The sequence below is a fragment of the Halopenitus salinus genome (assembly GCF_042662125.1).
Taxonomy (GTDB): Archaea; Halobacteriota; Halobacteria; order Halobacteriales; family Haloferacaceae; genus Halopenitus; species Halopenitus salinus.
In genome coordinates, this window is the sequence record NZ_JBHSXL010000002.1 from 236,240 (window position 1) to 260,059 (window position 23,820).

The window sequence follows — 23,820 nt, forward strand, 5'->3', positions numbered from 1 at the left end:
ATGCTTGAACTCTATCAGGCAGAGGGGTGTCGATATTCGGCGAAAGTCCGCGAGACGCTGACCGACCTCGGCGTCTCATACGTCGCCCACAACCCCCGCTCTGCCGCCGGCGAGACTCGCAACGAACAAACCCATAACCACCTCCGAACACTCGGCGGGGAAGATCAGATTCCCTTCCTCGTCGATCACCAGCGCGGCGTGACAATGTATGAATTCGACGACATCGTCGCTTATCTGGAGGAACACTACGCATGACCGACGCCGTCGGAGAGAACTGCCCGGTCTGTAATTCCTCGGACAACGCGAAAGCGCAGTTTGCGACTGCCAAGGTGGCGGAGCACATAAAGGAGAAAGCCCACCGGGATGACACGCATCAGGAGTGGATCGACAAACACACGCAGAACGGGACGCTCTCGGAGATCCGCGAGGCGCTCGACGAGAAGGGGCACCCTCGGAACTGATCGATGGCTCGCGAGTCAGAGGACGGCGATATCGATCTCCGACGTAATCTCCGCCCGGTTCTCCGGATCGGCATCGCAGCATTGTTGCTCGTGCCGGGAGCGAGTAAGTTCATCACCTACGGGACGTCGGTTCGGTTCTTCGAATCGCTGGGGCTGCCGGCACCGGCTGTTCTGGTCCCAGTTGTCGGTAGTTTCGAGCTCGTCGCCGCCGGGCTGTTACTTCTCGATCGGTTCTCCTGGCTCGCAGCGCTCCTCACTATCCCGATTATGACCGTTGCCGCGATTACTGCCGGGCCCACCTGGCAAAATCTCGGTGCCCTCGCAGCTGCGGTCGTACTTGTCGGCCTCGACACCCAGGAGGTGACTGAACTCGTATGACGGGTCACACCTGTCCGATCTGCGGTGCCAGCTTCACGTCCGAATCCAGCCTCGACGACCACTGCTGGGATGTCCACGACGCCTGTCACTACTGCGGCACGGAGTTCGACGACCAGAACGCGTTGTACATGCACTGGCTCACAGTCCACGAGGACAGCCTGTCGAACAGAGCTCGAGCACGGGCAACGTCCGAAATCGGCGAGCTGACGTTTCGTGAACGACTATACCATCAGGGCCCCGTTGGCGCGGTCGCGAATACCGGTCTCAGCAGACGGAAGCTGTTGTTCGGAGGACTGCTCGGTCTTGGTAGCGTTGCCGGGGCAACGATCTTCGGTGGCTCCGGTGGCGGGAAAGCCCTGACGGAGCACGCTGCGGCGACGGATCTCGGGACGCAGCCAACGCTTGGCCCCTCGCCGTCGGAGGCTGAGGGAACAATCGTTGCGTTCGAAGATCCGTCGTGCCCGGCCTGTGCCCGGTTCGAGCGCTCCACGTTCCCTCAGATAAAATCCGAACTCATCGACCCCGGACGAGTCTCGTTCGTGTTCCGCGGGATTCCCGTCGTCTACCCGTGGGGTGACCCTGCTACCCTGGCCTTGGAGGCGACATATAGCCGCAGTGCCGAGGCGTTCTGGAGACTCAAAGCGTTCTACTACAGAGAGCAGGCGAACGTCGGGACGGAAAACGTTCAGGACGTGACCAGACAGTACCTGGCCGACCAGACCGACGTCGACGCGGACGCTGTCATCAGCGATGTCCAGAGTGAAACGTCACGAGATGCAGTGGATGTGGATCTGCAAGCGTCGCAAGATGCGGGCGTGCGGGGAACGCCGACGTTTTTCCTCTTCAGCGGGGATTCGTTTGCGACCGAGATCGTCGGTCCGCAATCGTACGATGTGTTCGCGAACTCACTGGGGGTGTGATTTCGGATGACTGTTGACCTCCGTCCTCGGTTACCGACCAGCGTTGACGAGTGGCGACTGGTCGGCCGCACGGTCCGACTCGTCCTCTCTCTACCGCAGTACGCTGTCCTCGCCGTCGGTTACGCTGCGCTCGGGCTCTCCGTATTCGTGTTCTCGCGAAATCTAGCCATCCTCCGGCAGATCGTCCTTGGTAGTAGTTTGCCGTGGGTGAGTCGGGCGACGGTTCTCGCTGAGCTGTATCCGTTCGTTGGCACTGCATATACCACACTCCAAGGAACCATCCTCGCCTTGACAGCGATCCTCATCGGCATCAACATGGCCGTCGCGACCTACCACGTTCGCGAACACAGGTTATCGGTCGGACAAGGTTCCGGCAGCCTCGGAGGGATCGTTCTCGGAACGCTCGGGGCTGGGTGTGCGGCGTGCGGGTCGGCCGTCCTTGCTGGACTCCTCTCAGTCATCGGAGCCTCCGGACTCCTCCTCGCGCTTCCGCTCGATGGACTCGAATTCAGCGTTCTTGCGGTGTTCGTATTGCTTCTCTCGCTCTACTGGTTAGCCGATGGAATGCGTGGCGGTGAAATCGCCGGCTGTCCTCTCCCCGAATAGACGGACATACATCACTAATGTATTCGACCACAATCGACGAACACAGTCGCCTGCTCACACTTACAGTATGACACGATTCTCGAAACAGTGGATTCAGCACAATCAGGTCGCGATCTACGCCGTCGCCGCTCTCCTCGCGATTGTGGTCGGCCTCGGCCTCCCGAGCGCGAGCTCAGTGCTGGAACCGCTCATCAACCCTGTGCTCGCGGTGCTGCTGTACGTGACGTTCCTCGAGATCCCGTTCGTCCGTATTCGGCGGGCGTTCCGGAACGGTCGGTTCATGGCGGCGGCGCTCGGGATGAACTTCGTGGTCGTCCCGATCGTGGTGTTCGGGCTCACGCGGTTTCTTCCACAGGAGCCAGTCATCCTCGTGGGGGCATTTATGGTGTTGTTGACGCCGTGTATCGACTATGTCATTACGTTCACCGAACTTGCGGGCGGTGACGCCGAGCAGATCACGGCTGCAACGCCGGCACTGATGCTCATCCAGCTGTTGTTGCTCCCGCTGTACCTCTGGCTGTTTATGGGCCAGCAGGTGGCCGAGTTCATCGAGGCGGGGCCGTTCATCGAGGCGTTCATCGTCATTATCGCGCTTCCGCTGACGCTCGCGTGGGCGACTGAGTACTGGGCAGAGCGCTCCGAGCGCGGCGCACAGTTGCAGGACACGATGGGCTGGTTGCCGGTGCCGATGATGGGGGTGACGCTGTTCGTCGTCATCGCCTCCCAATTGCCGCGCGTGCAGGATTCGATCGGACAGATCGCATCGGTCGTTCCCGTCTACGTGGCGTTCCTCGTCATTATGCCACTGGTCGGTCGGCTGGTGGCCGGACTACTGGGGATGGAGGCTGGCGAGAGTCGAGCGCTCGTGTTTACCTCCGTGACGCGGAACTCGCTAGTTATCCTCCCGCTGGCACTCGCGCTCCCGTCGGGGTACGCGCTCGCACCAGCGGTCGTGGTCACTCAGACACTCGTTGAACTAACGGGGATGGTTGTCCTCACACGAATCGTCCCGGCCTGGTTAGTCCCAGATTCGCCCGACCAGATTCTCGACCTCGATGTCGGCCAGAGTGATTGAGTCTCACTCGATACGGCATCCAGATCGTAGGGCTGGGTCACCGGAGCTCGTGGCGTTCGTCCGCGAAGCCGACCGTGACGAGGTACTCGAGGAACTCGTCGAACCGCTCGACGTCACTGGGCGTGTCGGTCGCAAGATGACGTGCCCACTCGATGGCCCACTGGAAGGCGGGATCCGTGCCGCCCTTGCCGTGAATGTACCACCACCGGGCCGCTTTCAGCACGACCAGCGGATTCGTCGGCGGCTGCTCACCGGCGAGCCCACGGGTGATGGATTCGATTTCGTCGGGGACGTCGGCGGGATCGACCTCCGCTGATTGCGTGTTGTCGATATCGACCGGGATCTCGTCGATCGAGACGTTGTCAGGACGCTGTTGTTGACTCACAGGCATCACCTCTGAGGACTTTCGAAGGAGCCCTCGCCCTCTCTGGGGGCACGAAAAACAGTCGAATGAGACGCACTCTACTGATTCTTCCAACGCGATTTACCTACCATCCCGATTTTCATCGGTTACCCAAGATTTTGGAGAACGGTGAGTTTATTTGCCCGTTCACCGGAGACAGAAGTGAAACACGGGCGATGGAGTCCGCCTTCCCCAACCGCCGACACGGCTGATGACTCCTATTTCCGGCTCATCAGATGCTACGGAGACAACTCATTCGGCACGGGGAAGCGATCGTACTGATTGCACTTGGTGGAATCGTCGGTGCGAATCTTCGATACGCTGTTGGGGCAGCAGCGGGTGACGCACTCTTGACCACTCTCCTCGTCAACACCGTCGGGAGCTTCGGACTCGGGGTACTCCTCTTCGATGCTCGAGCAGATGAGGTCCTGACCAAACGGGTGCGGTATGTCTTCGGAACGGGCTTCTTCGCTTCATTTACCACCTACAGCACGTTCGTAGCCGATATTGCGTTGACCGCACCGGAACTTGCAGTCCCCTATATTATCGCCAGTTACGCATCCGGGTTTGGCGGAGTCCTCGCCAGTCGAAAAATCGTGTCTGCGACGTCTACAACCGCAATACAGCCACCGACACCGGGTGATGACTGATGGAGGTACTTCTTATCAGTATTGGCGGAGCAGTCGGTGCAGTCCTGCGTTATGTGGTCGGGCAGCTAATCGACAATTCGTCGTTCCCGTGGGCCACTCTCGTGGTAAACGCGCTCGGGAGCTTCATCCTCGGGTTAGTCATCTTCGGGGTGAGTGATTCCGACATCCTCCTCTTGGTGAGTGTCGGATTTTGTGGGGCGTTCACGACATTCTCGTCGTTTAGCTTTCAGACCGTTAGCCTCTGGGAACAGGGCGAACAGAGAGCTGCATTCTTGAATGCGCTGGGCAATCTGACCGTCTCTCTGCTTGCGTTCGGAGCTGCGTGGGTTCTCATAGCCTAAGCACTGAGAAATCCTGTTCATCGGTCGGTTCGGGGAGATCTGGAAATGAATACAACTCGATTTACGTCACGCCGGCGGGAGTTAGACGCTCTGCTGGACGGCTATTTGATTCGAACTGAGCGTAGAACTTCGCTTGTTAGTCAACCACTGGTTGGACTGGCAACCGCTCGAGGCGGCGATGGCACGGGATACAGAGAGTCAGCAGGTTACTCAGGACATCTGCATCGTCGACCGACTGGTCTGGGTCGTCGTAGAACCGCCGTCGAGGAATCCGATGGTGAACCGGAAGATCACGTCCGAATTTCTCGCGGTGAGCTTCGCGGCCCATACCGCAGCGCAGCCAGGACTCGTTATCACGGGCGATGATTTCCTCACGAATCTGTGGCCAGTTCGAGCCAAACGGAACTGTCTCAGTATCAGACTGACGGTAGTTTTCTAGATAGTCCGGGTCGGCCGCTTGAAGGGCCGTTCGCCACGTTCCGAACTCACGCTGATACGGAACGATGGAGAACTTCCCGTGTTCGTTCATTTCCGTCGTTGTCGGTGGGTGACCCAGATCATCTGCGACAGCCCGTAGTTCGGCTAATAACTCCTCCCGTGGAATTCGCCACCGCTGATTCGGCTCGAAGCCGGCAGCTCGGAGAGCTTCATTCCACGAACCGAATCGCTCCTGATAGACTGCTGCACTCCGTTTCCCTTGGCTCCGCATCTCATCCTTCCGAGGGACATGGCCTAGCTCTTCGGCGAGACTGTTGAGTTCGGATATCAGATCCTCTTCGCTCACATTCCACACGGAGTGGACTTCCAACCCAGCCTGTCGAAGAGCACGATTCCAGGTTCCAAACGCTCGCTTGTACGAATTCGAGGTGTAGGGGCCACTCCGGTCCATCTCATCTGTCGTGGGGGGTCGACCCAGTTTCTCAGCGAACCCCTCTAAGGCAGTAAGGAGTGTCTCTTCGGAGAGGTTCATTTCGACGTTCGGTTCAAAACCGGCCGCCTGTAGTGCTGAATTCCATCCTCCAAATCGCTTGCAGTATGTCTTTACCGAATACTCCCCGTGATTACTGTATTCTCGCTCTGACGGAGTTCCCCCTACGATGTCGGCAACCGATTTGAGATCTGCAATGAGGTCCTCATCGGGCGTCGGTGATCGTCCGTCTGGGTCGTTCGTTCCTGTTTGAAGTCCGGCAGCCTCGAGTGCGTTATTCCACGACCCGAAGCGATCCCCGTACGTCTTCGAAGCATGAGGTCCTGAATCGTCCATCTCACTCTGCGAAGGGGGACGACCCAGTTCCTCAGCGAACTTCTGGAGTCGATTGAGGAGTTCCTCCTCCGAGTACAGCTTCTTGCCCATAATTTCTGATGCGGTTGAGTCACTCAGTTTGGTCCCGGCTCGCTATTTGAATGTCCGTACTGGTCTCTGTGATGCGTCATCCTATCGATAATGGCCTGTGTCTATGATTGGGGTCGCAGGGCCACAGGTTGCAGCCCCGCGCCCTCTCAGGGGCACCAACAACAGGCTGTAAGCGCTATTAACCAACAAATGGCTATACCCACCAGATGTTGGTTAATCGTTCACCCGATTGACTGGCTATGAGTGTCTTTAGAAATGAATCAAGTATTCTATCCACAGAAATGGAATAGGGCTAGAGATGAGCCGCATAAGAGACATTAATCGGAAGTCTTACTTGAGAGTCTATTCAATTCGATTACGATGGCACAAGGGACGGGACGACTTCGACGCTATCTCGACGACGAACTTGAGGAGTGTCGCAGCGAGGACGTCGAGCGCCGACTCGACGAGCTCAGCACCCTCGAAGCAGCACTCGGAACTGCGCAGGTAGAGGCTGAACTCGATGTGCTCTCGGCACTCTCCAACGAGACACGGTATACGCTCGTCCGTGTGCTCGTTGCCGCACAAGAGGAACTCTGCGTCTGTGAACTGAATGCGGTTGTTGACGTGACCGAGAGCGGGCTCAGCCACGCGCTCTCGAAACTCGTCGATGCCGGACTAGTCGACGGCCGGAAGGACGGCCGGTGGAAGAAGTACCGTGCGACCAACCGGGCTGTTGCGCTCGTTACCGTCCTCGAGGGGAGTGTGAGCGATGAGTAACGTCGACGCCCACGACCACGGCCCCAACTGTGACTGTGAGAGCTGTGGCGACCCGCGCTCGATGGACTTTCTCGATAAGTACCTCACCGTCTGGATTTTCGGCGCGATGGCGATCGGCGTGGGACTCGGATTCGTCGCCCCGTCGGTGACCCAACCGATCCAGAACTTCCACCTCGTCGAGATCGGCCTCATTATGATGATGTATCCGCCACTGGCGAAGGCCGATTACTCGCAACTTCGGACCGTCTTCAGCAACTGGCGGGTGCTGGGACTCAGTCTGATCCAGAACTGGCTGATCGGCCCGACGCTGATGTTCGGGCTCGCGGTCGTCTTCTTCAGCGGGTTCGTCCCCGGCCTCCCGGCGCGACCCGAATACTTCCTCGGGCTCGTGTTCATCGGGATGGCTCGGTGTATTGCAATGGTACTCGTCTGGAACGAACTCGCGGAGGGATCGACCGAGTACGTGACGGGCCTGGTTGCGTTCAACAGCCTCTTCCAGATCGTCACCTACGGGGTGTACGTCTGGTTCTTCGCTCTGTTCCTTCCGCCACTGCTCGGTATGGAGTCACTCGTCGCCGGCATCACGACGTTCGATATCACGCCGATACAGGTGTTCGAGGCGATCGTCATCTTCCTCGGGATTCCGTTCGCCGGAGGATTCCTCACCCGGTACGTCGGCACTCGCGCCAAGAGTGAAGCGTGGTACGATGATGAGTTCATCCCGAAGATCGACCCGTTGACGCTCGTTGCGCTCCTGTTCACCGTCATCGTGATGTTCGCCACGCAGGGCGGCAACATCGTCGCCTCGCCTGGTGACGTTCTCCTGATTGCGGTGCCGCTGACGATCTACTTCGTCGTGATGTTCCTCGTGAGCTTCGGGATGGGGCGGGGCATCGGTGCGGACTACTCGACGACGACGGCCATCGGATTCACGGCGGCGTCGAACAACTTCGAACTCGCCATCGCCGTCGCCGTGGCGGTGTTCGGGGTCGGCTCCGGTGTCGCGTTCGCTACCGTCGTCGGCCCGCTTATCGAAGTCCCCGTCCTCCTAGCACTGGTCAACGTCGCGCTGTACTTCCAGCGGAAGTTCGACTGGGGTGGCTTCGATACTGGAAATCTCGATTCGTCCGCACCTGAGCCGACAACTGACGATTAACCACAAAAATGTCATCCAACACTGAAGCAGACGATCCGATTCGTATCGCCTTCATGTGCGTCCAGAACGCTGGACGCTCACAGATGTCCACGGCCTTCGCAGAACGTGAACGAGAATGCCGTGACCTCAAGGACCGTGTCGAAATCCTCACTGGAGGCACTCACCCGGCCGACCACGTACACAACGAAGTCGTTGACGTGATGGACGAAGCCGGGTTCGACCTCTCCGACCGGACGCCACGAGAGATCACGCTGGACGAACTGCGTTCCTGCGACTACGTCGCCACGATGGGTTGCTCGACACTCGACGTCGGTGACGTTGGCGAGGATGTCGATGTTCAAGATTGGGCGCTGGAGGATCCTGACGGACAGGATCTTGATCAGGTACGCGAAATCCGTGACGAAATCGAACAGCGGGTCATCTCGCTGTTCGATGAATTTAGCATAGCTGAGTAATCCTTCCGAAGTATTACTTTTCGTCTTCTCGCAACGCTTCTGCTTTCCACTGGAGTCGGCGCAGAATCTGCGTCCGATTCTGGTGGGCGTTCTCGTAGGCAACACACTCCTGGAGCGTCTCCATATCGGGGATCGTCGCGATCCCGGCCTTGATCAGGCGCGTGTTCGGTGCTTCCAGACGCTTCTCTGGAGGGAATTCGTCACTTTCTTCGTCGTCAGTGGCTCCCATCTCGAACAGCCTCCACCCCTTGAGGGCCGACACAAACAACTCTCCGTACGATAACGCCCCACCTCTAATAGAGATAAAACCGATACAACGGCTACCGTAATGGTCATCCCCCGCGAGTGTTTACAGGTCCGTATGGAGCGAAAGACGATTTCCGTCACCGGGATGTCGTGCAACGGGTGCGAACAGAACGTGGAAACCGCCCTGCGAACCCTCGATGGTGTGAGTCGGGTCGAAGCCGACCACGAAGCTGACACGGTCGATGTGGTCCTCGAGGATGGGGTCTCCAACGACGACGTGAACGCGGCAATCGAACAGGCTGGCTACGACGTAGAGGCCTAATCAGCCGTCGCTCGGCCGTCTCTCACGTCTCCGTCCGTGCGTTCGTCGAGGGCGAACTCGGTGTTGACACCCTCACCGGAGAGGAGTTGGCCAGCGAAGCTGTTGGCGAGAACGGCCGAGACGGACAACACCATCGCAAGCATCGCGAACACCGGATGAACGAGTCCCGTGGTCGCGGCAGCGACGCCGACGCCGTTGAACGCGAAGGCTGTCACGAGATTCTGGCGAGTCTTCCGATAGCTCTCGTTCCCGATCTCGTAGGCGTCCATCACGCCGCCGAGCCGATCGCCCATCAGGACGATATCCGCCGACTCAATGGCAATATCGGTTCCTGCGCCGATGGCAATCCCGATATCCGCCTGCGTGAGTGCGGGAGCGTCGTTGATGCCGTCCCCGACCATCGCCACGCGGTGACCTTCGTCCTGCAGGCGACCGATCTCCTCGCGTTTCTCGTCGGGCAGCACGTCGGCCATGACGCGATCGATACCGACCTCCTCGGCGACCGCGTTCGCAGTGCGTTCGTTATCCCCGGTGATCATCACGGGCGTGATACCGGCGTCACGCATCCGCTGGACAGTCTCGGCTGCATCGACTTTGATTTCATCGCCGATGCCGACCAGGCCGATTAGGTCACCGCCACGGACGACTCCAGAGACGGTGAGGCCGCGGCCCTGGAGCCGTTCGATGTCGTCGCTCCCCTTCGACAGGTCGATCCCCTCGTCGCTAAGCCATCTCGGTTTTCCGACCAGCACGTCGTCGCTGGCCATGGTCGCCCGGACGCCCTTGCCGGTCACGGAGTCGAAATCATCGGGGTCAGCGTACTCAACATCTCGCTCGTCGGCGAACTTGAGGATCGCATCAGCGAGAGGATGCTCGGAGAACGCCTCTGCACTGGCCGCAGTCGTGAGTACATCCACCTCGTCGGCACCGAACGCGACGACCTCACTGACGGCAGGTTCGCCGACGGTAATCGTGCCGGTCTTGTCCAGCACGATGTGGTCGATATCGGGGAAGATCTGGAAGGCGTCGCCAGAGCGCATCAGGATGCCGCGGTCAGCGGCCTTCCCGCCGCCCCGAATCAGGGCGAGCGGTGTCGCCATCCCGAGCGCACACGGATAGCCGAGCACGAGGACCGCCAGCGCTGCGAACGCCCCGCGCTGGACGTTGGGGGCTGCCCTCCACGCGAGCGGTGCGACCACCCAGAAGAGAAAGGAGAGCGCGGCAATCGTCAAGACGCCCGGGACGAAGTACTTGAGGATGCGGTCGGCGAGCTGGATGATGCCGGGTTTCATCGCCCGCGCCTCCTCGATCTCGCGGGCCACCTGGTTCAGGAACGCGTCCTCGCCCGTTGCAGTGACCTCGATGAGCAGGGTTCCGGTCTCGTTGACGCTGCCGCCGATTACTTCGTCGCCCTCGGCCTTCTCCTCGGGGATTGACTCGCCGGTGGCGACCGACTCGTCGACCGTGGACTTGCCCTCGACAACCTCGCCGTCGACGGGGAGGTTCTCGCCGAGCTTGACGCGGACGCGATCACCGATGTCGAGGGCGTCGACAGAAACTTCCTCGATGTCGCCGTCATCACCGACGCGACGGGCCGTATCGGGTTGGAGGTCGAGGAGGCCTTGGACGGCTTGGGAGGCCCGAGTGCGGACGATGAGGCTGGTGTACTCCGAGAGGATGTGGTAGGTAGTGATGAACACGGAGACGGCGAAGAAGTGGACGGTCGGGAAGCTGGGGAACACGAACAGGCCGAGCAGTCCACCGAGGAGGCCCGCAAACGCACCTGCCTCCAGGAGGACGTGCTGGTTGAAGATCCCCCGGCGCAGGCTCTGGTAGGCTTTCGCTTTGATGTATCGTCCAGGGCCGAACATCGTCCCGAGTGCCAGCCCGAGAGTCACGAGGTCCATCGCGAGCGATGCAGACTCGAAGCGCCCCATCACGAAAATCATCCATCCCATCAGGGCAGCGACAACGATGGATGCGCCACCGGCGATGAGGAGGCGGCGCCTGCCGTCGGCGAGTTCGGCCTGCTGTTGCTCGTACCGCCTCGTTTTGTCCGGGTCGCGGATGGTGTACCCGAGATCCCGGAGTGTGTCCTTCACCTCGACCTCGCTCAGGTGCTCATCGTCGTATTCGACGAGAACTTCCTCGTGGGCGAGGCTGACGTCGACGTCCTCGACGCCGTCGGTTCGGCTGTAGGCCTTCTCGATACTGTCGGCACAGAACGAGCAGGACATCCCCCCGACGTTGAATTGTTCGTGTGTCGTTCCCATCGTGGGTGGTGGTTGTCGCGCGACGCGGATAACCATTACGACAGATTTCATAGCGGTTTCGAAGAGTTAATACTGCTTTCGGGAGCGTGGCGTTACTCTTACCATCGTTGTCTGCCTACCTTCTCACACGAATGGCGCTCCTCGAATCAGACGTGCCGATCCGCGAAGTCGTGACGACGGACCCAGAGAAAGCGAAGGCGCTGGAGAACGACGTGCGGGCGAAGATCCTCGATATGCTCGCGGCCGAGGCTATGACGATCGAAGAGATTCACGACGAGTTGCATCGTCGTGGCGAGGAGAAGGCCGAAACGACGGTGCGCCACCACGTGAACGTCCTAAAGGACGCCGGGATGGTCGAGATCGCACGGCTTGAGGAAGCTGGTGGTGGCACACGGAAGTACTACAAGTCGAACACGCGGGTCTTCTCGTACGACCTTCCCGAACGTAGTACTGACCAACTCGCTTCGGCACAGGACACGACTCGTGAAGAGCTCGCTGCGCTGATCGAGACCCTCGTCGAGCAACACGGCGACGAGATCGCGGCTGTAGCGAGAGAGATGAAGCCGTGTGAATACTGCGAAACTCAGCACTACGAGGAGTTTGTCGTTCGGGAACTGCTCAATCGCGCGCTCATCGACCTCGGCGAAACCGGGGACCTCGACGATCTCTTAGCGACCGCCGAGTGAGCGATTTCGTCGAATATCGTTTATTTATAATTTCCCCCAGTACACTGGGCGGAGGGTTCATTCTGCTATACCAGCAATACTCGGATAATGCGCCAAGCGGTACTCAGTATTGACCACGAAACACTGACTGAGTACGGGTTCGAGGTGTTTCAGGACTCCGGATTACTCGATATTGAAATCCTCTCGTGTGAGGGACCACGCGGCGTTTCCCGCCTCCACGTCGAGGAGCGACTGGATGAACAACGGCTGGACGATCTCGAGACGGTTCAGTGGTGGGAATATGTAGCGGATCAGGGATCGGAGCATGCCTATCTTGTCGAGATGAACGTGGCCGACGAGTTGGACCGAGCCGGCGTCGATGCTGACAGTATGACGCGGGCTGAATGGGCCGAAGTACAGAGCCGGGGATTCGCATTCGAGGTGACTGGCTCCCAGGCGGAACTCAAAGCAATGATCGCTGACCTGCAGGCTGCTGGACAAAACGTTACCTTGGAACAACTGCGTGACTATCGTATCCGAGAGTCGCCGTTGGATGCACTAACCAATCGCCAGCAGGAAGTGCTTGATGTCGCGTACGAGCTCGGGTATTACGACGTACCGCGTACATCGTCAACGGAGGAGATTGCAGCCGAACTCGGCGTGGACGATTCGACCGTGGCCGAACACCTCCAGCGAGCGGAACACAACCTCCTTGAATTCCTCCTGGGTTAGTCGAGATCCACGTACTTTCGTATCAGCGACCGCACTGCTGCTGGCTGAAACGGCATGGTTTTCCCGTCGGTTTCTGCAGCCCACTGCTCGTACGTGTCTGCGGATTCAAACGCGTTGATGTACTGGCAGAACGTGTTCGTGAGTGTGGGTGTCTCGGTTTGGAGCATCCAGCTGAAGATGGTTTCATCGCTGTCCTCGAGCTCCGGAATGGACACGGCGATCCCGAATGTGATCACGGTATCTTCAGGGGTGACGTCCACGCCCCCGTTCTGGACAGTGAAGGTGATTGGCGTTCTGGTTACGGGATCCACCGAGCGGACGGTGACTGGATCCTGAGTCTCCATCACCGCGGCACCGAGTGCGTCTAGGATGCATGGCGAGTACTGGATCTGGCCGTTCACGCGGACTTCGTGTCGGGTCGGGTCGTCCGTGTAGAGGTCCTCCGGCTCGATGGTTCGGTCGCTCGCCGCAAGCTGCTCGGCGAACGTGGCCCAGTAGTCGCCCATCGTTTCCGGTGGGGTCTCGAGATTGCTCACTGCCGCGAGGTGGTTCGCGAAGTCGGGCGGCAGGTCGATACGGTCGTCGGGTTGGGATTCAGTTCCCATTGCAAAGTAAGAGACGGCCCAGCAACCGGTGGTACTTGCTCCCAGCTAGCTGGGGGAGTTCATAGGAGGCTAATCTCCAGAAACCTCAACCCCTGACCTTCGTGTGACGGAGTGACCCGCTTCGAGACGCGTTACGAGGGTTTGTGAACGCCACCGGCGGCGGAGTTGATGCTTTCGGGGAGCGTGGGGTGGATGTGCATCGTTCTGGCGATTTGGTCGGCGGTCGCGCCGAGTTCGATGGCAAGGACGAGTTCGTGGACTATTTCGGCGCCCTGTTCGCCGACGACGTGCGCTCCGAGGAGCTCGTCGGTCTCGGCGTCGGTGACGAGTTTGACGAACCCCTCGGGTTCACCGAGCGCCTTCGGCTTGCCCTGGTCGGCGAGGTCCTGACGACCGATACCCACCTCGTACCCTTCGTCTCGTGCTTCCTGTTCGGTCAGTCCGACGTGCCCGACCTGCGGGTCGGTGAACACCGCCCACGGGACGACTCGGCCCTCGGTGCTGATTTCTTCGTCTTTCGCGAGCTGTCGATACAGGAGGTCGGCGTCGTCGCGCGCGGAGTGGGTGAACATCGGCGGCCCACTCACGTCGCCGATAGCGTAGACGTCGTCTGCGGTCGTCCGGAAACTGTCATCAGTCTCGACAAATCCCTGCTCGTCGGTCTCGACGCCTGCCTGTTCGAGTCCGATGTCGTCGGTCTTTGGGTGCCGTCCCGCCGCGAGCAGGACCTCCGAAGCCGTCGTCGCGACGATTCCATCCGGCCCGTCGGCCTCGAGGACGATTCCTTCGCCGTCGGATGCAAGCTTCGTTACGGCGGCCTCAGTGCGAACGTCGATCCCTTCGTCGGTGAAGACGTCCTCAATCACTGTGCTGACTGCCGGCTCCTCTCGGGGGAGCAGTCTGTCACCGCGCTGGAAAACGGTCACGTCGGTGCCGAACCGGCTGTACATCTGGGCGTACTCGGTCCCGACGTAGCCGCCGCCGATCACCGCCAGCGAATCCGGTACCGTATCGAGAAACAGCATGTCGGTGCTGTCGAGGACCTCGACATCGTCGAGTCCATCGATCGGTGGTCGTGCGGGACGGGCACCAGTGTTGATGACGATCCGCTCTGCTGAGATACGCCGATCGCCGACCCGGAGTTCCTCGGGCGACTCGAAGGTGCCGCGCTCTTCGATGAGGTCGACGCCGTCGTGGTCCGCGACGTTCTCGTAGGCGCCCTCGCGAATGCTCTCGACGACGTCGTCTTTGCGCTGGACAATCGCCTCCAGATTGGCGGTGATGTCGGCGTCAATTTCGATGCCGAACTCCTCGCTCCGGCGAGCGAGGTGTGCGACCTCTGCGCTCCGGAGCATCGTCTTTGTCGGGATACACCCGCGATTGAGACACGTTCCGCCGAGGAGATCGTCCTCGACGAGGACCGTCTCCATGCCGGAGTACGCGCACTTCATCGCGACGGGGAGGCCGGCCATCCCGCCCCCGAGCACGAGCAGGTCGTAGTCGGAGTCTGTCATAGTTGTGGGGAATGCTATTGGTTCGCTTCTTCGAGAACGTCCTTCCGTTGCTTGAACTCGTCTTCTGAGAGCTCTCCCTGGGCATACGCGACTCGGAGTTCCCTGAGTGCCGGGTCTCTGCTACTGAGACCACCTCGGGTGACTACGCGATAGAGGGCGTATCCAACCCCAAGGACGACCAGCAGAACGGCCAGCATCATTCCAGCTCCCAGAGCGGTGACATCGACACTGGGCCGCCGGGCCACATTCCCCCACCCATCCACATCATCGGCATCATGACTGCCATCAGCACGAACGGAATGACCAGAATCGCAGCGATGACGATGAGTACGACACGGAGCGGACTGCGGCGTTCAGATGTTCGTTTAGAGTCCATGATTAGTGGTCGTAGCGTATTCGGATAGCTGTTGTGCGGCTTCCGGTACCCCGACACCTCCTCTGTTTTGGCGTGAATTTGTTTTTATGAATATTACTCGACACAGCAGCTCATCGTCGACGTGTCCCGTCGGAACGCCTGACAGGCGTGTTTGAACGCCTCGCTGAAGGTGGGGAACGGGTGGACGGTGTCGATGATGTCGTCGACGGTGAGGCCGAACTTCACGGCCAGCGTCGCTTCCATAATCATGTCGGCGGCACGGGGCCCGACCATGTGGACACCAACGATCTCGTCGGTCTCGTGGTGCTTGACGACCTGGACGAGGCCGTCCGTGTTTTTGACGGCCTTCGCCCGCGGCACGTCCTCCATCTGGACGGTCCGACAGGAACAGGTGCCGTGCTCATCCATATACTCGAGTTCGGTCGTCCCGACGGCTGCGACCTCGGGACTGGTGAAGACGACTGCTGGGACCGCATCGTAGTCGATGCTGACGCCCTCGTCGCCGAAGGCGTTCTTGACAGCATGGTTGCCCTCCTTGGCGGCGACCGTTTCCAGTTCGGGCTCGCCGATTACGTCGCCGGCCGCGTAGACGTCTGGATTCGTCGTCTGGAAGTGCTCGTCGACGTGGATCGTGCTGTCGGGGTTCATCTCAACCCCGACCGATTCGAGACCGATGCCATCGCTATTCGGCTGGACGCCGGTCGCGACGAACAGCGCGTCGCCGGTGACTGTCCGCTCGGTGCCGTCGACGACTGTTTCGACGGCGACACCCGACTGGACCGTTTCGGCCCCACCGTCGGCTGCTGGCGGGCGGACGCGCTGGAAGTCGTTGCCGGTGATTACCTCGATGCCATCCTCCTCGAACGCACGCTGCATCTCACGCCCGAGCTGGCCTTCCATCCCCGAGAGGACGCGGTCGGAGCGCTGGAGGATGGTCACATCGACGCCGACACGGTGGAGAATCTGGCCCCATTCGAGCGCGATGTAGCCACCGCCGATGATCGCGATGCTCTCCGGGAGGTCGCGCTCCTTGAGGATGGTCTCGCTCGTGTAGTAGTCGGCCTCCTGCAGACCGTCGATGGGTGGCGCCCACGGCGAACTGCCGGTCGCGACGAGTACCTTCTCCCCAGTGATGCGTGCGCCCTCGTGGGCGCCGTCGACGACCTGGATGGTCGTGTCGTCGACCAGCCGGCCGTACCCCTCGTAGATGTCGGTCTCGAAGTGCTCGGCGACGTCGACGTAGTTCTCCTGCCGGAACCGTTCGACGAGGTCGTCGGTGCCGTCGAGTGCGGCCGCCCAGTCGACGGTCGGTTCGCCGTCGCTGTACTGGACCGCCTCGAACGGATTCTCCCGCGGCGTGGCTGCCTGCTCGCCCACCGCGAGCAGATGCTTGCTGGGGACACAGCCGACGTTTACGCAGGTGCCGCCAAGCGGTAATCCTGTATTTACCAGCGCCGTCGAGAGTCCTCGGTCACTCGCTTCGGTAATGGCAGCGAACGCTGCTGCCCCACCCCCGAGGATTACGAGATCATACTGAGTCGATTTAGACATTCTAATAATCGTTGTATCGTTTGTGGCTTTAACGTTATGCTCTTAACGTCTACGGCAGCCGCTTTCTCGTCCACTGGTCCCCGAAAGGACTATACACAAATGGAAATTTGGCTATTGTAATGAGCATCAATCTTCTCCAATCGAACGACGACGTACACGAGGCCCGGGCGAACATCTTCAGTGCGCTCGGTGATCCGACTCGGCTCCGGATCTTCCAGACACTAATCGAGGCGGACGAACCGCTCAACGTCAGCGAACTGTGCGACCGCACCGACCTCGGGACGAATCTGGTGTCGCATCACCTCCAGTGTCTGAAGAACTGCCAGCTGGTCGACGCGGAACGCGACGGCCGCAAGAAGTACTACGAGGTGAGCCGGCCGGAAGCCGTCGAGATGCTCTCGCTGGCCGACGACTGTATTCGCCAGAACATTGAGAGCGTCCTCGGGTGCGAGGTCGTCACCGAGGCCGAGACCGATGAGCGGTGACGCTGAATCGTGGCTCCCGTATGCGGGAGTCGGTGGCGTCGTCGCGTGCTGCCTCGGACTCGAACTGCTCGGTGGGGCGGTGGTAGTCGGTGGCCTCGCGGCCACCATCGGGCTCTCGACCGGCGTGACGTATCTGGCGGTTGTCGGCCTGGGCGGGTTGGTCGCGCTGTTCGTTGCCGCCGGCTATCAACACGTTGAGGGGGTGAACGATGGGCTCCTCGGCTGATGGATCGTCCTGGGGGCTCCTCGGCCTTGCGGGGGCACTCAGTCTCTGTTGTATCGGCACTGCGACTCTCGCCGGCGGGGCCGCAGTCGCCGGCGGAACAGCCGCCGGCGCGACTGCTGTCAGCGGTGTCGCGGGTGGACTCGGTGGCATCCTCGTGACCGCACTCGCCACTGCGTTGCCGCTCCTCGTCGTCGGGCTGGTTCTCCGACGGAGGAATGGACAATGACGGACGGGACGTGTCCGGTCTGTGGCGACGATTTCAGTGCAGGTGGCGCGTTGAGCGACCACGCCTGGGACGCGCATGATGCCTGCCGGTACTGTGGTGAGGAGCTGACGACCGAGGACGAGCTGTACGTTCACTGGCTGGCCCGGCATGAGGGGGAACTCTCGCGGGTTGATCGAAAGCGAGCCGAATCCGAGGTTGAGACGTTGACGTTCGGGAATCGGCTGGCCCACCAGGGCCCGGTCGGGGCGGTTCGGAACGTCAGCCTCAGCCGGCGGCAACTCCTCGGCGGTGGTGCGGTCACGCTCGCTGGGATCGGCGCACTTGCCGGGAACACGCTTCTTGGTTCCTCATCTGGCCCGGCGCAGGTCCAGACTGGTGCGGCGGCGCCGCAGGCGACGTTTACGACCCTCTCCGGGGAGACGGGTCGGCTAGCCGACTATCAGGGAAAGAAACGGATGCTGTGGCTGTTCGCGACCTGGTGCCCGAGTTGTAAGCAGGGGGCTCGCGCGCTCCAGAACACGAATGACCAGCTTGGCGACATGGAGATCATCGGGGTGAAAACCGCCGGGAACGCCGGGTACGAGGGGCCATCCGTCCGCGAGTTCGTCCAATCCTTCGCGCCCTCGCTGTTGGACGCCGACAGGTGGACGTGGGGCACCGCCTCCCAGCAGACGACCGAGACGTACAATCCCCAAAACCGGCCCGACATCTACTACCTCATCGACCAGGACGGCACGATCCAGGCACGCGATACAGCTCCGGCGGCGACAATCGACCGAATCACCCAGTTCGCACAGGGTGGCGACACACGAAGTGATCGCCCGGGTGAAGAGTACGAAATCCAGCCCGCCGAGCACATCCAGCAGGGAGCCGACCATCCGCCGTACAACTCCAATCCCCCGACGTCCGGCTGGCACTACTCCCAGCAGGCCGACTGGGGGTTCTACACCGAGGGACTCCCGGACGAGCGGGTCGTCCACAACCTCGAGCACGGCGGTATCTGGATCACGTACACGAACGTGAGTGACGAGACGCGTTCCCAGCTCCAGGATCTCGCAGAACAGTACCCCAAGAGCGTGATCGTCACGAAGCGACCCGCGAACGATGCCCCGATCGCTGTCGCGTCGTGGGGGCAGCTGCTGGAACTCGAGTCACTTGACCGTGCCCGAATCGTCGAGTTCATCGAACAGAACCGGAATCACTCCCCAGAACCGATTGCAGGCCAGTAAGATGCTCAGGACGCATCTCAACACGCTCCGGACCGCCAGCGGCCTCGTCTTCGCCCGGCGGACGTACGCGGGACTCGCCGTCGCGACGTTTCTCCTGGCGGCCGTCTTCTACACGTTCACGCTCCCGGCCACGTATACGGGCGGCCAGGTCGGGATGGTCTCTCTTCGCTACCTCACGCCAGCCCTCGCGGGCTTTGCACTCGTGATGGCGGGACTGGTGGCCGTCATCGTCGCGTTCACGGCCTACAGTCTCCGGCTCGGGGCGTCGACGTCCACGACTGCGACGACGTCCGGGTTCTTCGGCAGCGTCTTGCCCCCGATCCTTTGTTGTTCACCGCTCCTTCCGACGGTTGCAGCGATGTTCGTCGGTGTGTTCCCCGGTGTCTTCGGCGTCAGTGGAGCGGTCCAGGGGTTCATCGCCACCTACGAACTCGAGATATTGAGTGTGGCGACGCTCCTGCTGGTGTATGCTGTCCTTCAGAACGCAAAGGGGGTAACACGATGTGCCGCATGAGTGGATTCGGCTTCCAGACAGATGACACCCTAGTCACCCTGTATCAATGAGTCCACGACAGCAGACTGACCGTCCGGGGAGCGATGATGAGCGGACAGCACGGCGGATGGGTCACCGTCTCCTGATTCGGGGGCTGGCCCTCGCCGGCGCACTCCTGTTCGTGCAACCTGTAGCCGCCCATAGCGGCAGTACCCACGCCGGTACCCCACACTGGGCGTTTCTGGTGCTGATCCTGGGTGGGGGCGTGGTCATGGGGGGCAGTGCGTTTCTCGGACAGCGGGCGTGGAGTACCCGTCCGAAACGGACGCTCAGCGGGGTGTTGATCGGGCTTGGCGTGGCGCTCATTGGGACGATTGCGATCATCCAGATCCAGATCGAACCCGTCGGGACGACTCCGACGCTCCACGGGTGGTATCCGCCATTCGCCGTGGGTATGACTGCGTTGCTCACGACGGGGAGCCTGTTGCTCGGTGTCTGGCGATGGCCAACTCGTCCCGAATACAGTGCGCTCGGACTGGCACTCGGGATTTGGATAGGGTATCCAGCCCTGATGCCGAACAGCGGATATCGGAACCCGCTCGGCTACCTGCTCGTGGTCGTCGTCCCGCTTCTCGTTGGCTACATCCTGTGGGTAGATGTGTGGCCCGTGATTCGGAGCGATGCCGTTGATCGGCTCGCTGGACGCGTGGGCGGTCTCGTCGCAACGATGTTCGGCGTGTTCTTCCTGTTCTCCGCGGGACTGTTCACCGTGAACCCGGAACAGGGGGTAAACGGCCCGACAACCGCGTTCGTTACGACGGCGAGCTTTGCGAATCCGCTGGTTGTCTGGCCTGCTGTCGAATTCTATCTTCCGTCAATCCCGCTCGCAGGGGCGATGTCAGTCGGCACTGCATTGCTCATCGGCACGCTGGTCGGACTCATTGGACTGACTGTCTCGTTGATGACGGCGGTCTGGCAACGGAGCCTGGAACTGTCGTCGTCAGGCGGGATCCTCGGTGGCCTCGCAACGACGGGCGCGACGGCCTGTTGCTGCTGTGGGCCTGCGGTGTATGCGGTCGCGAGCGTGTTCTTCGGCGTCTCGGCGAGCCCACTCTACTGGGCGTTCATCGATCCGGCATCACCGCTCGGCGCGCTCTTTTTTGCAGCTGCCGTCATCCTCCTCGTCTGGAGTGCATCACGGTTTGCGGCCCGACTTGCTGAATCGGATGTGTGCCACATATGAACTGCAACGGCATCTCGATAAGGTTCAAAATTATTTTATTTTGATAGGTCCGCTCGAATTCCCCTTGAGAGACGTTTCAGTCGGATTTCAGCTCATCGCCTCTTGGAACCGCTCACGCAGCGCGTCCTCACGCTCCTCGAACTGGTCGACCTTCTCCTGTAGATCGTCGCTGACGCGCTCGATGCTCGCGAGCGCCCGCTCGCCGGCGAGCGACGCCTGCGACCCGTCGTCGCCGTCTGGCTCCAGCTGCTCCTCGTAGGCTCGCTCGACGCGCTCGATGGTGCCCTCCGGGTTGAACAGGATGTCGTTGGCCGTGCGGACGTAGCCGTCCAGCGACGCGCCTTCCTTGCCCTGGAAGAAGTGGGTCAGCGCGTACGTCGCGCCGGAATGTAGCGTCCACATGTCGATCTCGACGGGGGTGGCCGCATTGGCCTTCGCATCGCTCGCGGCACGCTCGGCTAGGTAGTCCGCGAAGCCCAGCAAACTGTAGAACTCCGTGACGGTGAACGGCAGGTCCGAGAAGTCGAGTTCGATGTTCTTGGCGTCACGGATGAACTCGAGGAGGTCGTCGGCGACGAGTTCGACCTGTGCGAGGAGTTCCTCCCACCAGGTGCGGAAGTTCCGTACGTCGCCGACGTGCTTGATAACCTCCTTGTCGGTGAGCGACCGCATCGTATTCGAACAGTACCCATCCTGGGCGAATCCTTCCACGTAGACGGCGTGCTCGCCGAAGAAGTCGTAGCCCGACGTGACGCCCATCGTGATCGGGTCCGATCGGCCGGGGAGGCGCACCTCGAGGCCGTCGAACATTATGTCCATATGGACCTCGCCGCCGCCCCGGTAGCGCCGGATCTCGCCGAACATCACCTCGCCCAGCGGCGTCCCGTCGATGGTCTCCTCCCGGAGGACCTCCTCTAGCGGCCCGTAGACGTCGACCGGGTTGATGATCGAGTACGAGTCAGTCGGGATGTGAAATAGCGACTCCGCCTCGGTGTCCCCATCCGCTTCTGCTTGCAACCGTGACGGCTCGACGATGGCGTTGAATCGCTCCGTTTCGACCCATTCGTCGCTGTACGGGTTGCGATACGCGACTGCTGTATCCACTGCCTGCGGGAGGTTTCGAATCGCCGCACTGAAGCTGATCGGTTCGGGACCACCGTGTTGCTCGGCGTACCAGTCGGGTAGTTCGGTGTCGGTTCGCCCATCGAGGCCTGCGAAGACCGTAGCTGTCTCTGGGTCTTTCATGGATTCCATTCCACAGGCGCAATGCGTTCCGAACCGCGCCTGCACCCATCGCAGGCGCAAAACAGACGCTACGTATCGTCGATATCTGGAGTTGTCCAGATTGAGGCGACGCGCTCGGCGAGATCTTGATTACGTTCCCTGATATTGTCCTCAGTCCAGCGTTCCAAATCCTCGAAATAGCTGTTCAGTTCGACGTGGCTTTCCATAAGCAGTTCTCGCTTCTCCGCGAACGGCCGATTTGAGAGCTCGGGATTGTACCCGCTGAGAGTCAAGTTACCTAGTGCGTGTAACCACTGGTCATGAATACGCTCCCACTCTTCGCCGAGCATATCCTTCCATTCGTCACCCCACTCGTTATCATCGATGGTCTGGGGCATCACATGCTCTATCGTTAATTCATCGTACTGTACTGGCTCTTGATGGCCGAACTGCTCTTCGAGCGTCCAGAGAATAAGCCACGTTTTCTTCTTATCCCGGTTGTACATATCGAAGCGATTGATATTATCGAAGAGTTCTGCGTCATCAGGCCACCCTTGACTCTCCAGATAGGCGAACAGCGATTCTTTCTCGTTGCCATCTTCGATTGAGCGGGCCGCAATTGGGAACGTCCGATAGTACCCTCGGGTACTACGACCGCAGATGAATCGACGGAGCACGAAGCTCTCTAATCCGTGAAGGATGTCGAGGAGCGCGTCGAGGCTGAGATCATCGGAGTTCCATCGGTCAAGCAAATTCAGGATCAATTGGTGGGCAGTCCCGATTTCCAGATACTGGATGCGTTCTAGCGCATCCGTCAGCTCCTCACGGGGAGCTGTTCCAGGCCGATGGATCCAGAGGTACAGATCGGCATAGTACGATAGTTTGTCAACCAATTCGTGGGGAGTCAGGTCTGCCGTTCGTTGCTTGAACTGATGATAGATCTCATTCTTCTGGACGTATTCACCGTTTCGCATCATGTAATCCCGATAGAACTCGGTGAGATCGACCCCGGCATGACGGTCTGTTTCTTCGAATTTTTGCTCGAACGGCATCCAGTGATCGTCGTTGAACTGGTCCTGTTCGGTCAGAGACAGCTGCATAAAGACGTGATTCCGGATAAGATCCGATTCCTCAAGCTGGAGTCCACGCTCGTTTAACGTCTCAAAAATCGCATAGGGATTCTCATCTTCAGACGTCGTAATCATCACCAGTGGAAGTTGCTGGATGATGATTTGTTTGAGCCGATCTAAAGTTTGTAGTTCGTCGTTGCCGTTGAGGTCGTCAATCCGTTCATAGAGGAACTCGTAGCTGTTATAGATTGAAGTATCCGCCAAATCCCCATCCACAGACTCCTGTTCAACGATTGCGAAGAGGGCATCTCGGTCCTCAGCGCGGGAGACGACCTTGAATTTTTCTACCCCGTCTTTGAACTCGTCGATAAGATACTTCTTGTTGATCTCCTCAGCGAAGTTCGTGTACTGTTCGCCTCCAACTTCCGCTGCGTAGTCGCGAATGGCGCTCAAAAACAACGTGAGCGAAATGAGGCGCTGCTGTCCGTCAATCACGAGATATTCGGGAACTGTCCCGGGTCGGTGGTTGCCGGGCATAACGACGAAGGTTCCGATGAAGTGTTCTTCCGAGATTGAATCTGCTTCTAAGAGGTTCTGGATATCAGACCAGAGAGCTTCTAATTCCTCTTGTCCCCACGAATAGTTCCGTTGGAATACTGGTATGACAAACTGCTTCTCGCCCGCAAATACGTTCTGGAGAAATTGATCTTCGGCGTCCATTCGTGAATCTATGATAACCACCTAATGCGAATCTCATAAACATAAGGGAAGTCACCGGATAG

General features: G+C 60.0%; 30 protein-coding genes and 1 riboswitch. Of the genes, 19 read left to right on the top strand and 11 right to left on the bottom strand.

The genetic code is table 11. The features are described 5' to 3' along the window. From ACFQE9_RS02310 to ACFQE9_RS02335, 6 genes are all read left to right on the top strand, one after another. The gene (locus ACFQE9_RS02310) at positions 1-255 is read left to right on the top strand and encodes a glutathione S-transferase N-terminal domain-containing protein (protein ID WP_379739697.1); all 255 of its coding nucleotides are present in this window, start codon (positions 1-3) and stop codon (positions 253-255) included. Further along, positions 252-461: a hypothetical protein gene (locus tag ACFQE9_RS02315; protein WP_379739700.1), complete on the top strand. Its 210-nt coding sequence runs from the start codon at positions 252-254 to the stop codon at positions 459-461. Before ACFQE9_RS02310 ends, ACFQE9_RS02315 begins: the two co-directional genes overlap by 4 nt. 3 nt (positions 462-464) lie before the next feature. Continuing rightward, complete coding sequence (locus ACFQE9_RS02320; RefSeq protein WP_379739703.1) at positions 465-839, top strand: DoxX family protein; 375 nt, start codon at positions 465-467, stop codon at positions 837-839. Beyond that, positions 836-1,759, top strand: coding sequence for a thioredoxin domain-containing protein (locus tag ACFQE9_RS02325; RefSeq protein ID WP_379739706.1), 924 nt, complete (start codon positions 836-838; stop codon positions 1,757-1,759). The genes ACFQE9_RS02320 and ACFQE9_RS02325 overlap by 4 nt, the downstream gene beginning before the upstream one ends. A gap of 6 nt (positions 1,760-1,765) precedes the next feature. Further along, positions 1,766-2,365, top strand: coding sequence for a hypothetical protein (locus ACFQE9_RS02330; protein ID WP_379739709.1), 600 nt, complete (start codon positions 1,766-1,768; stop codon positions 2,363-2,365). Between the two features lie 67 nt (positions 2,366-2,432). After that, a complete protein-coding gene (locus tag ACFQE9_RS02335; RefSeq protein WP_379739950.1) occupies positions 2,433-3,440 on the top strand; it encodes an arsenic resistance protein in 1,008 nt (335 codons plus the stop codon). Between the two features lie 37 nt (positions 3,441-3,477). On the opposite strand, the gene ACFQE9_RS02340 is transcribed toward ACFQE9_RS02335, so the two are convergent. Continuing rightward, positions 3,478-3,825 carry a DUF8013 domain-containing protein gene (locus tag ACFQE9_RS02340; RefSeq protein WP_379739712.1) on the bottom strand — a complete coding sequence of 116 codons (348 nt, stop codon included), beginning with the start codon at positions 3,823-3,825 and terminating at the stop codon, positions 3,478-3,480. A gap of 181 nt (positions 3,826-4,006) precedes the next feature. Then, positions 4,007-4,071: riboswitch (Fluoride riboswitch) on the top strand. A gap of 8 nt (positions 4,072-4,079) precedes the next feature. Here ACFQE9_RS02340 and ACFQE9_RS02345 point away from each other — a divergent pair. Continuing rightward, positions 4,080-4,493, top strand: coding sequence for a fluoride efflux transporter FluC (locus tag ACFQE9_RS02345; RefSeq protein WP_379739715.1), 414 nt, complete (start codon positions 4,080-4,082; stop codon positions 4,491-4,493). After that, on the top strand, positions 4,493-4,834 hold the full coding sequence (gene crcB, locus ACFQE9_RS02350) for a fluoride efflux transporter CrcB (RefSeq protein ID WP_379739718.1): 342 nt from the start codon (positions 4,493-4,495) through the stop codon (positions 4,832-4,834). The genes ACFQE9_RS02345 and crcB overlap by 1 nt, the downstream gene beginning before the upstream one ends. Positions 4,835-4,970: 136 nt before the next feature. On the opposite strand, the gene ACFQE9_RS02355 is transcribed toward crcB, so the two are convergent. Then, entirely contained in the window at positions 4,971-6,188 is a 1,218-nt protein-coding gene (locus tag ACFQE9_RS02355; protein WP_379739721.1) for a homing endonuclease associated repeat-containing protein, read from the bottom strand. Between the two features lie 360 nt (positions 6,189-6,548). On the opposite strand from ACFQE9_RS02355, the gene ACFQE9_RS02360 reads away from it, so the two are divergent. Genes ACFQE9_RS02360 through ACFQE9_RS02370 form a run of 3 tightly spaced genes read left to right on the top strand, consistent with a single transcriptional unit; the run spans position 6,549 to position 8,558 of the window. Further along, positions 6,549-6,947: an ArsR/SmtB family transcription factor gene (locus tag ACFQE9_RS02360; RefSeq protein ID WP_379739724.1), complete on the top strand. Its 399-nt coding sequence runs from the start codon at positions 6,549-6,551 to the stop codon at positions 6,945-6,947. After that, on the top strand, positions 6,940-8,103 hold the full coding sequence (arsB, locus tag ACFQE9_RS02365; RefSeq protein WP_379739726.1) for an ACR3 family arsenite efflux transporter: 1,164 nt from the start codon (positions 6,940-6,942) through the stop codon (positions 8,101-8,103). The genes ACFQE9_RS02360 and arsB overlap by 8 nt, the downstream gene beginning before the upstream one ends. 8 nt (positions 8,104-8,111) lie before the next feature. Further along, positions 8,112-8,558 carry a low molecular weight phosphatase family protein gene (locus ACFQE9_RS02370; RefSeq protein WP_379739729.1) on the top strand — a complete coding sequence of 149 codons (447 nt, stop codon included), beginning with the start codon at positions 8,112-8,114 and terminating at the stop codon, positions 8,556-8,558. 13 nt (positions 8,559-8,571) lie between these two features. Here the strand turns inward: ACFQE9_RS02370 and ACFQE9_RS02375 are convergent, their stop codons facing one another. Then, a complete protein-coding gene (locus ACFQE9_RS02375) occupies positions 8,572-8,787 on the bottom strand; it encodes a DUF8129 domain-containing protein (RefSeq protein ID WP_379739953.1) in 216 nt (71 codons plus the stop codon). A gap of 132 nt (positions 8,788-8,919) precedes the next feature. Between ACFQE9_RS02375 and ACFQE9_RS02380 the strand changes: the two genes are divergently transcribed. Beyond that, positions 8,920-9,126, top strand: a complete 207-nt coding sequence (locus ACFQE9_RS02380; protein WP_379739732.1) for a heavy-metal-associated domain-containing protein — start codon at positions 8,920-8,922, stop codon at positions 9,124-9,126. Here the strand turns inward: ACFQE9_RS02380 and ACFQE9_RS02385 are convergent. Continuing rightward, complete coding sequence (locus ACFQE9_RS02385; RefSeq protein ID WP_379739735.1) at positions 9,123-11,399, bottom strand: heavy metal translocating P-type ATPase; 2,277 nt, start codon at positions 11,397-11,399, stop codon at positions 9,123-9,125. The genes ACFQE9_RS02380 and ACFQE9_RS02385 overlap by 4 nt on opposite strands. Before the next feature lie 131 nt (positions 11,400-11,530). Here ACFQE9_RS02385 and ACFQE9_RS02390 point away from each other — a divergent pair, with 131 nt between their 5' ends. Together ACFQE9_RS02390 and ACFQE9_RS02395 are read left to right on the top strand one after the other, a co-directional pair. Then, positions 11,531-12,085 (top strand): ArsR/SmtB family transcription factor, encoded by a 555-nt coding sequence (locus ACFQE9_RS02390; protein ID WP_379739738.1) that lies wholly within the window; start codon positions 11,531-11,533, stop codon positions 12,083-12,085. A gap of 87 nt (positions 12,086-12,172) precedes the next feature. Further along, a complete protein-coding gene (locus ACFQE9_RS02395; protein WP_379739741.1) occupies positions 12,173-12,796 on the top strand; it encodes a helix-turn-helix domain-containing protein in 624 nt (207 codons plus the stop codon). Here ACFQE9_RS02395 and merB read toward each other — a convergent pair. The 4 genes from merB to merA all read right to left on the bottom strand — a co-directional run bounded on the left by merB (position 12,793) and on the right by merA (position 16,842). Further along, positions 12,793-13,401: an organomercurial lyase gene (gene merB / locus ACFQE9_RS02400; protein ID WP_379739744.1), complete on the bottom strand. Its 609-nt coding sequence runs from the start codon at positions 13,399-13,401 to the stop codon at positions 12,793-12,795. The genes ACFQE9_RS02395 and merB overlap by 4 nt on opposite strands. A gap of 131 nt (positions 13,402-13,532) precedes the next feature. After that, on the bottom strand, positions 13,533-14,915 hold the full coding sequence (gene lpdA, locus ACFQE9_RS02405; protein WP_379739747.1) for a dihydrolipoyl dehydrogenase: 1,383 nt from the start codon (positions 14,913-14,915) through the stop codon (positions 13,533-13,535). A gap of 14 nt (positions 14,916-14,929) precedes the next feature. Next, entirely contained in the window at positions 14,930-15,112 is a 183-nt protein-coding gene (locus ACFQE9_RS02410) for an SHOCT domain-containing protein (RefSeq protein WP_379739750.1), read from the bottom strand. 272 nt (positions 15,113-15,384) lie between these two features. Beyond that, positions 15,385-16,842, bottom strand: a complete 1,458-nt coding sequence (gene merA, locus ACFQE9_RS02415; protein ID WP_379739753.1) for a mercury(II) reductase — start codon at positions 16,840-16,842, stop codon at positions 15,385-15,387. Positions 16,843-16,961: 119 nt separating this feature from the next. Here merA and ACFQE9_RS02420 point away from each other — a divergent pair, with 119 nt between their 5' ends. The 4 genes from ACFQE9_RS02420 (at position 16,962) to ACFQE9_RS02435 (ending at position 19,522) form a co-directional block, all read left to right on the top strand. Beyond that, entirely contained in the window at positions 16,962-17,327 is a 366-nt protein-coding gene (locus ACFQE9_RS02420; RefSeq protein WP_379739756.1) for an ArsR/SmtB family transcription factor, read from the top strand. Beyond that, on the top strand, positions 17,317-17,553 hold the full coding sequence (locus ACFQE9_RS02425) for a hypothetical protein (RefSeq protein WP_379739759.1): 237 nt from the start codon (positions 17,317-17,319) through the stop codon (positions 17,551-17,553). Before ACFQE9_RS02420 ends, ACFQE9_RS02425 begins: the two co-directional genes overlap by 11 nt. Before the next feature lie 222 nt (positions 17,554-17,775). Then, positions 17,776-19,008 (top strand): DUF3105 domain-containing protein, encoded by a 1,233-nt coding sequence (locus ACFQE9_RS02430; RefSeq protein WP_379739762.1) that lies wholly within the window; start codon positions 17,776-17,778, stop codon positions 19,006-19,008. 1 nt (position 19,009) lies between these two features. Then, positions 19,010-19,522, top strand: a complete 513-nt coding sequence (locus ACFQE9_RS02435; protein WP_379739765.1) for a hypothetical protein — start codon at positions 19,010-19,012, stop codon at positions 19,520-19,522. A 43-nt stretch (positions 19,523-19,565) separates the two neighbouring features. Here the strand turns inward: ACFQE9_RS02435 and ACFQE9_RS02440 are convergent, their stop codons facing one another. Beyond that, positions 19,566-19,718, bottom strand: coding sequence for a hypothetical protein (locus ACFQE9_RS02440; protein WP_379739768.1), 153 nt, complete (start codon positions 19,716-19,718; stop codon positions 19,566-19,568). Positions 19,719-19,772: 54 nt separating this feature from the next. Between ACFQE9_RS02440 and ACFQE9_RS02445 the strand changes: the two genes are divergently transcribed. Further along, positions 19,773-20,744, top strand: a complete 972-nt coding sequence (locus ACFQE9_RS02445; RefSeq protein WP_379739771.1) for a hypothetical protein — start codon at positions 19,773-19,775, stop codon at positions 20,742-20,744. Positions 20,745-20,831: 87 nt separating this feature from the next. On the opposite strand, the gene ACFQE9_RS02450 is transcribed toward ACFQE9_RS02445, so the two are convergent. Both ACFQE9_RS02450 and ACFQE9_RS02455 read right to left on the bottom strand, forming a co-directional pair. Beyond that, the gene (locus ACFQE9_RS02450; RefSeq protein WP_379739775.1) at positions 20,832-21,989 is read right to left on the bottom strand and encodes a hypothetical protein; all 1,158 of its coding nucleotides are present in this window, start codon (positions 21,987-21,989) and stop codon (positions 20,832-20,834) included. A gap of 68 nt (positions 21,990-22,057) precedes the next feature. After that, positions 22,058-23,758 (bottom strand): DUF262 domain-containing protein, encoded by a 1,701-nt coding sequence (locus ACFQE9_RS02455; RefSeq protein ID WP_379739778.1) that lies wholly within the window; start codon positions 23,756-23,758, stop codon positions 22,058-22,060. Positions 23,759-23,820: the final 62 nt, after the last annotated feature.

Coding starts and splice junctions, on each gene's coding strand:
- ACFQE9_RS02310 (WP_379739697.1), top strand. CDS start 1: ATGCTTGAACTCTATCAGGCAGAGGGGTGTCGATATTCGGCGAAAGTC.
- ACFQE9_RS02315 (WP_379739700.1), top strand. CDS start 252: ATGACCGACGCCGTCGGAGAGAACTGCCCGGTCTGTAATTCCTCGGAC.
- ACFQE9_RS02320 (WP_379739703.1), top strand. CDS start 465: ATGGCTCGCGAGTCAGAGGACGGCGATATCGATCTCCGACGTAATCTC.
- ACFQE9_RS02325 (WP_379739706.1), top strand. CDS start 836: ATGACGGGTCACACCTGTCCGATCTGCGGTGCCAGCTTCACGTCCGAA.
- ACFQE9_RS02330 (WP_379739709.1), top strand. CDS start 1,766: ATGACTGTTGACCTCCGTCCTCGGTTACCGACCAGCGTTGACGAGTGG.
- ACFQE9_RS02335 (WP_379739950.1), top strand. CDS start 2,433: ATGACACGATTCTCGAAACAGTGGATTCAGCACAATCAGGTCGCGATC.
- ACFQE9_RS02345 (WP_379739715.1), top strand. CDS start 4,080: ATGCTACGGAGACAACTCATTCGGCACGGGGAAGCGATCGTACTGATT.
- crcB (WP_379739718.1), top strand. CDS start 4,493: ATGGAGGTACTTCTTATCAGTATTGGCGGAGCAGTCGGTGCAGTCCTG.
- ACFQE9_RS02355 (WP_379739721.1), bottom strand. CDS start 6,188: ATGGGCAAGAAGCTGTACTCGGAGGAGGAACTCCTCAATCGACTCCAG.
- ACFQE9_RS02360 (WP_379739724.1), top strand. CDS start 6,549: ATGGCACAAGGGACGGGACGACTTCGACGCTATCTCGACGACGAACTT.
- arsB (WP_379739726.1), top strand. CDS start 6,940: ATGAGTAACGTCGACGCCCACGACCACGGCCCCAACTGTGACTGTGAG.
- ACFQE9_RS02370 (WP_379739729.1), top strand. CDS start 8,112: ATGTCATCCAACACTGAAGCAGACGATCCGATTCGTATCGCCTTCATG.
- ACFQE9_RS02375 (WP_379739953.1), bottom strand. CDS start 8,787: ATGGGAGCCACTGACGACGAAGAAAGTGACGAATTCCCTCCAGAGAAG.
- ACFQE9_RS02380 (WP_379739732.1), top strand. CDS start 8,920: ATGGAGCGAAAGACGATTTCCGTCACCGGGATGTCGTGCAACGGGTGC.
- ACFQE9_RS02385 (WP_379739735.1), bottom strand. CDS start 11,399: ATGGGAACGACACACGAACAATTCAACGTCGGGGGGATGTCCTGCTCG.
- ACFQE9_RS02390 (WP_379739738.1), top strand. CDS start 11,531: ATGGCGCTCCTCGAATCAGACGTGCCGATCCGCGAAGTCGTGACGACG.
- ACFQE9_RS02395 (WP_379739741.1), top strand. CDS start 12,173: ATGCGCCAAGCGGTACTCAGTATTGACCACGAAACACTGACTGAGTAC.
- merB (WP_379739744.1), bottom strand. CDS start 13,401: ATGGGAACTGAATCCCAACCCGACGACCGTATCGACCTGCCGCCCGAC.
- lpdA (WP_379739747.1), bottom strand. CDS start 14,915: ATGACAGACTCCGACTACGACCTGCTCGTGCTCGGGGGCGGGATGGCC.
- ACFQE9_RS02410 (WP_379739750.1), bottom strand. CDS start 15,112: ATGCTGGCCGTTCTGCTGGTCGTCCTTGGGGTTGGATACGCCCTCTAT.
- merA (WP_379739753.1), bottom strand. CDS start 16,842: ATGTCTAAATCGACTCAGTATGATCTCGTAATCCTCGGGGGTGGGGCA.
- ACFQE9_RS02420 (WP_379739756.1), top strand. CDS start 16,962: ATGAGCATCAATCTTCTCCAATCGAACGACGACGTACACGAGGCCCGG.
- ACFQE9_RS02425 (WP_379739759.1), top strand. CDS start 17,317: ATGAGCGGTGACGCTGAATCGTGGCTCCCGTATGCGGGAGTCGGTGGC.
- ACFQE9_RS02430 (WP_379739762.1), top strand. CDS start 17,776: ATGACGGACGGGACGTGTCCGGTCTGTGGCGACGATTTCAGTGCAGGT.
- ACFQE9_RS02435 (WP_379739765.1), top strand. CDS start 19,010: ATGCTCAGGACGCATCTCAACACGCTCCGGACCGCCAGCGGCCTCGTC.
- ACFQE9_RS02445 (WP_379739771.1), top strand. CDS start 19,773: ATGGGGGGCAGTGCGTTTCTCGGACAGCGGGCGTGGAGTACCCGTCCG.
- ACFQE9_RS02450 (WP_379739775.1), bottom strand. CDS start 21,989: ATGAAAGACCCAGAGACAGCTACGGTCTTCGCAGGCCTCGATGGGCGA.
- ACFQE9_RS02455 (WP_379739778.1), bottom strand. CDS start 23,758: ATGGACGCCGAAGATCAATTTCTCCAGAACGTATTTGCGGGCGAGAAG.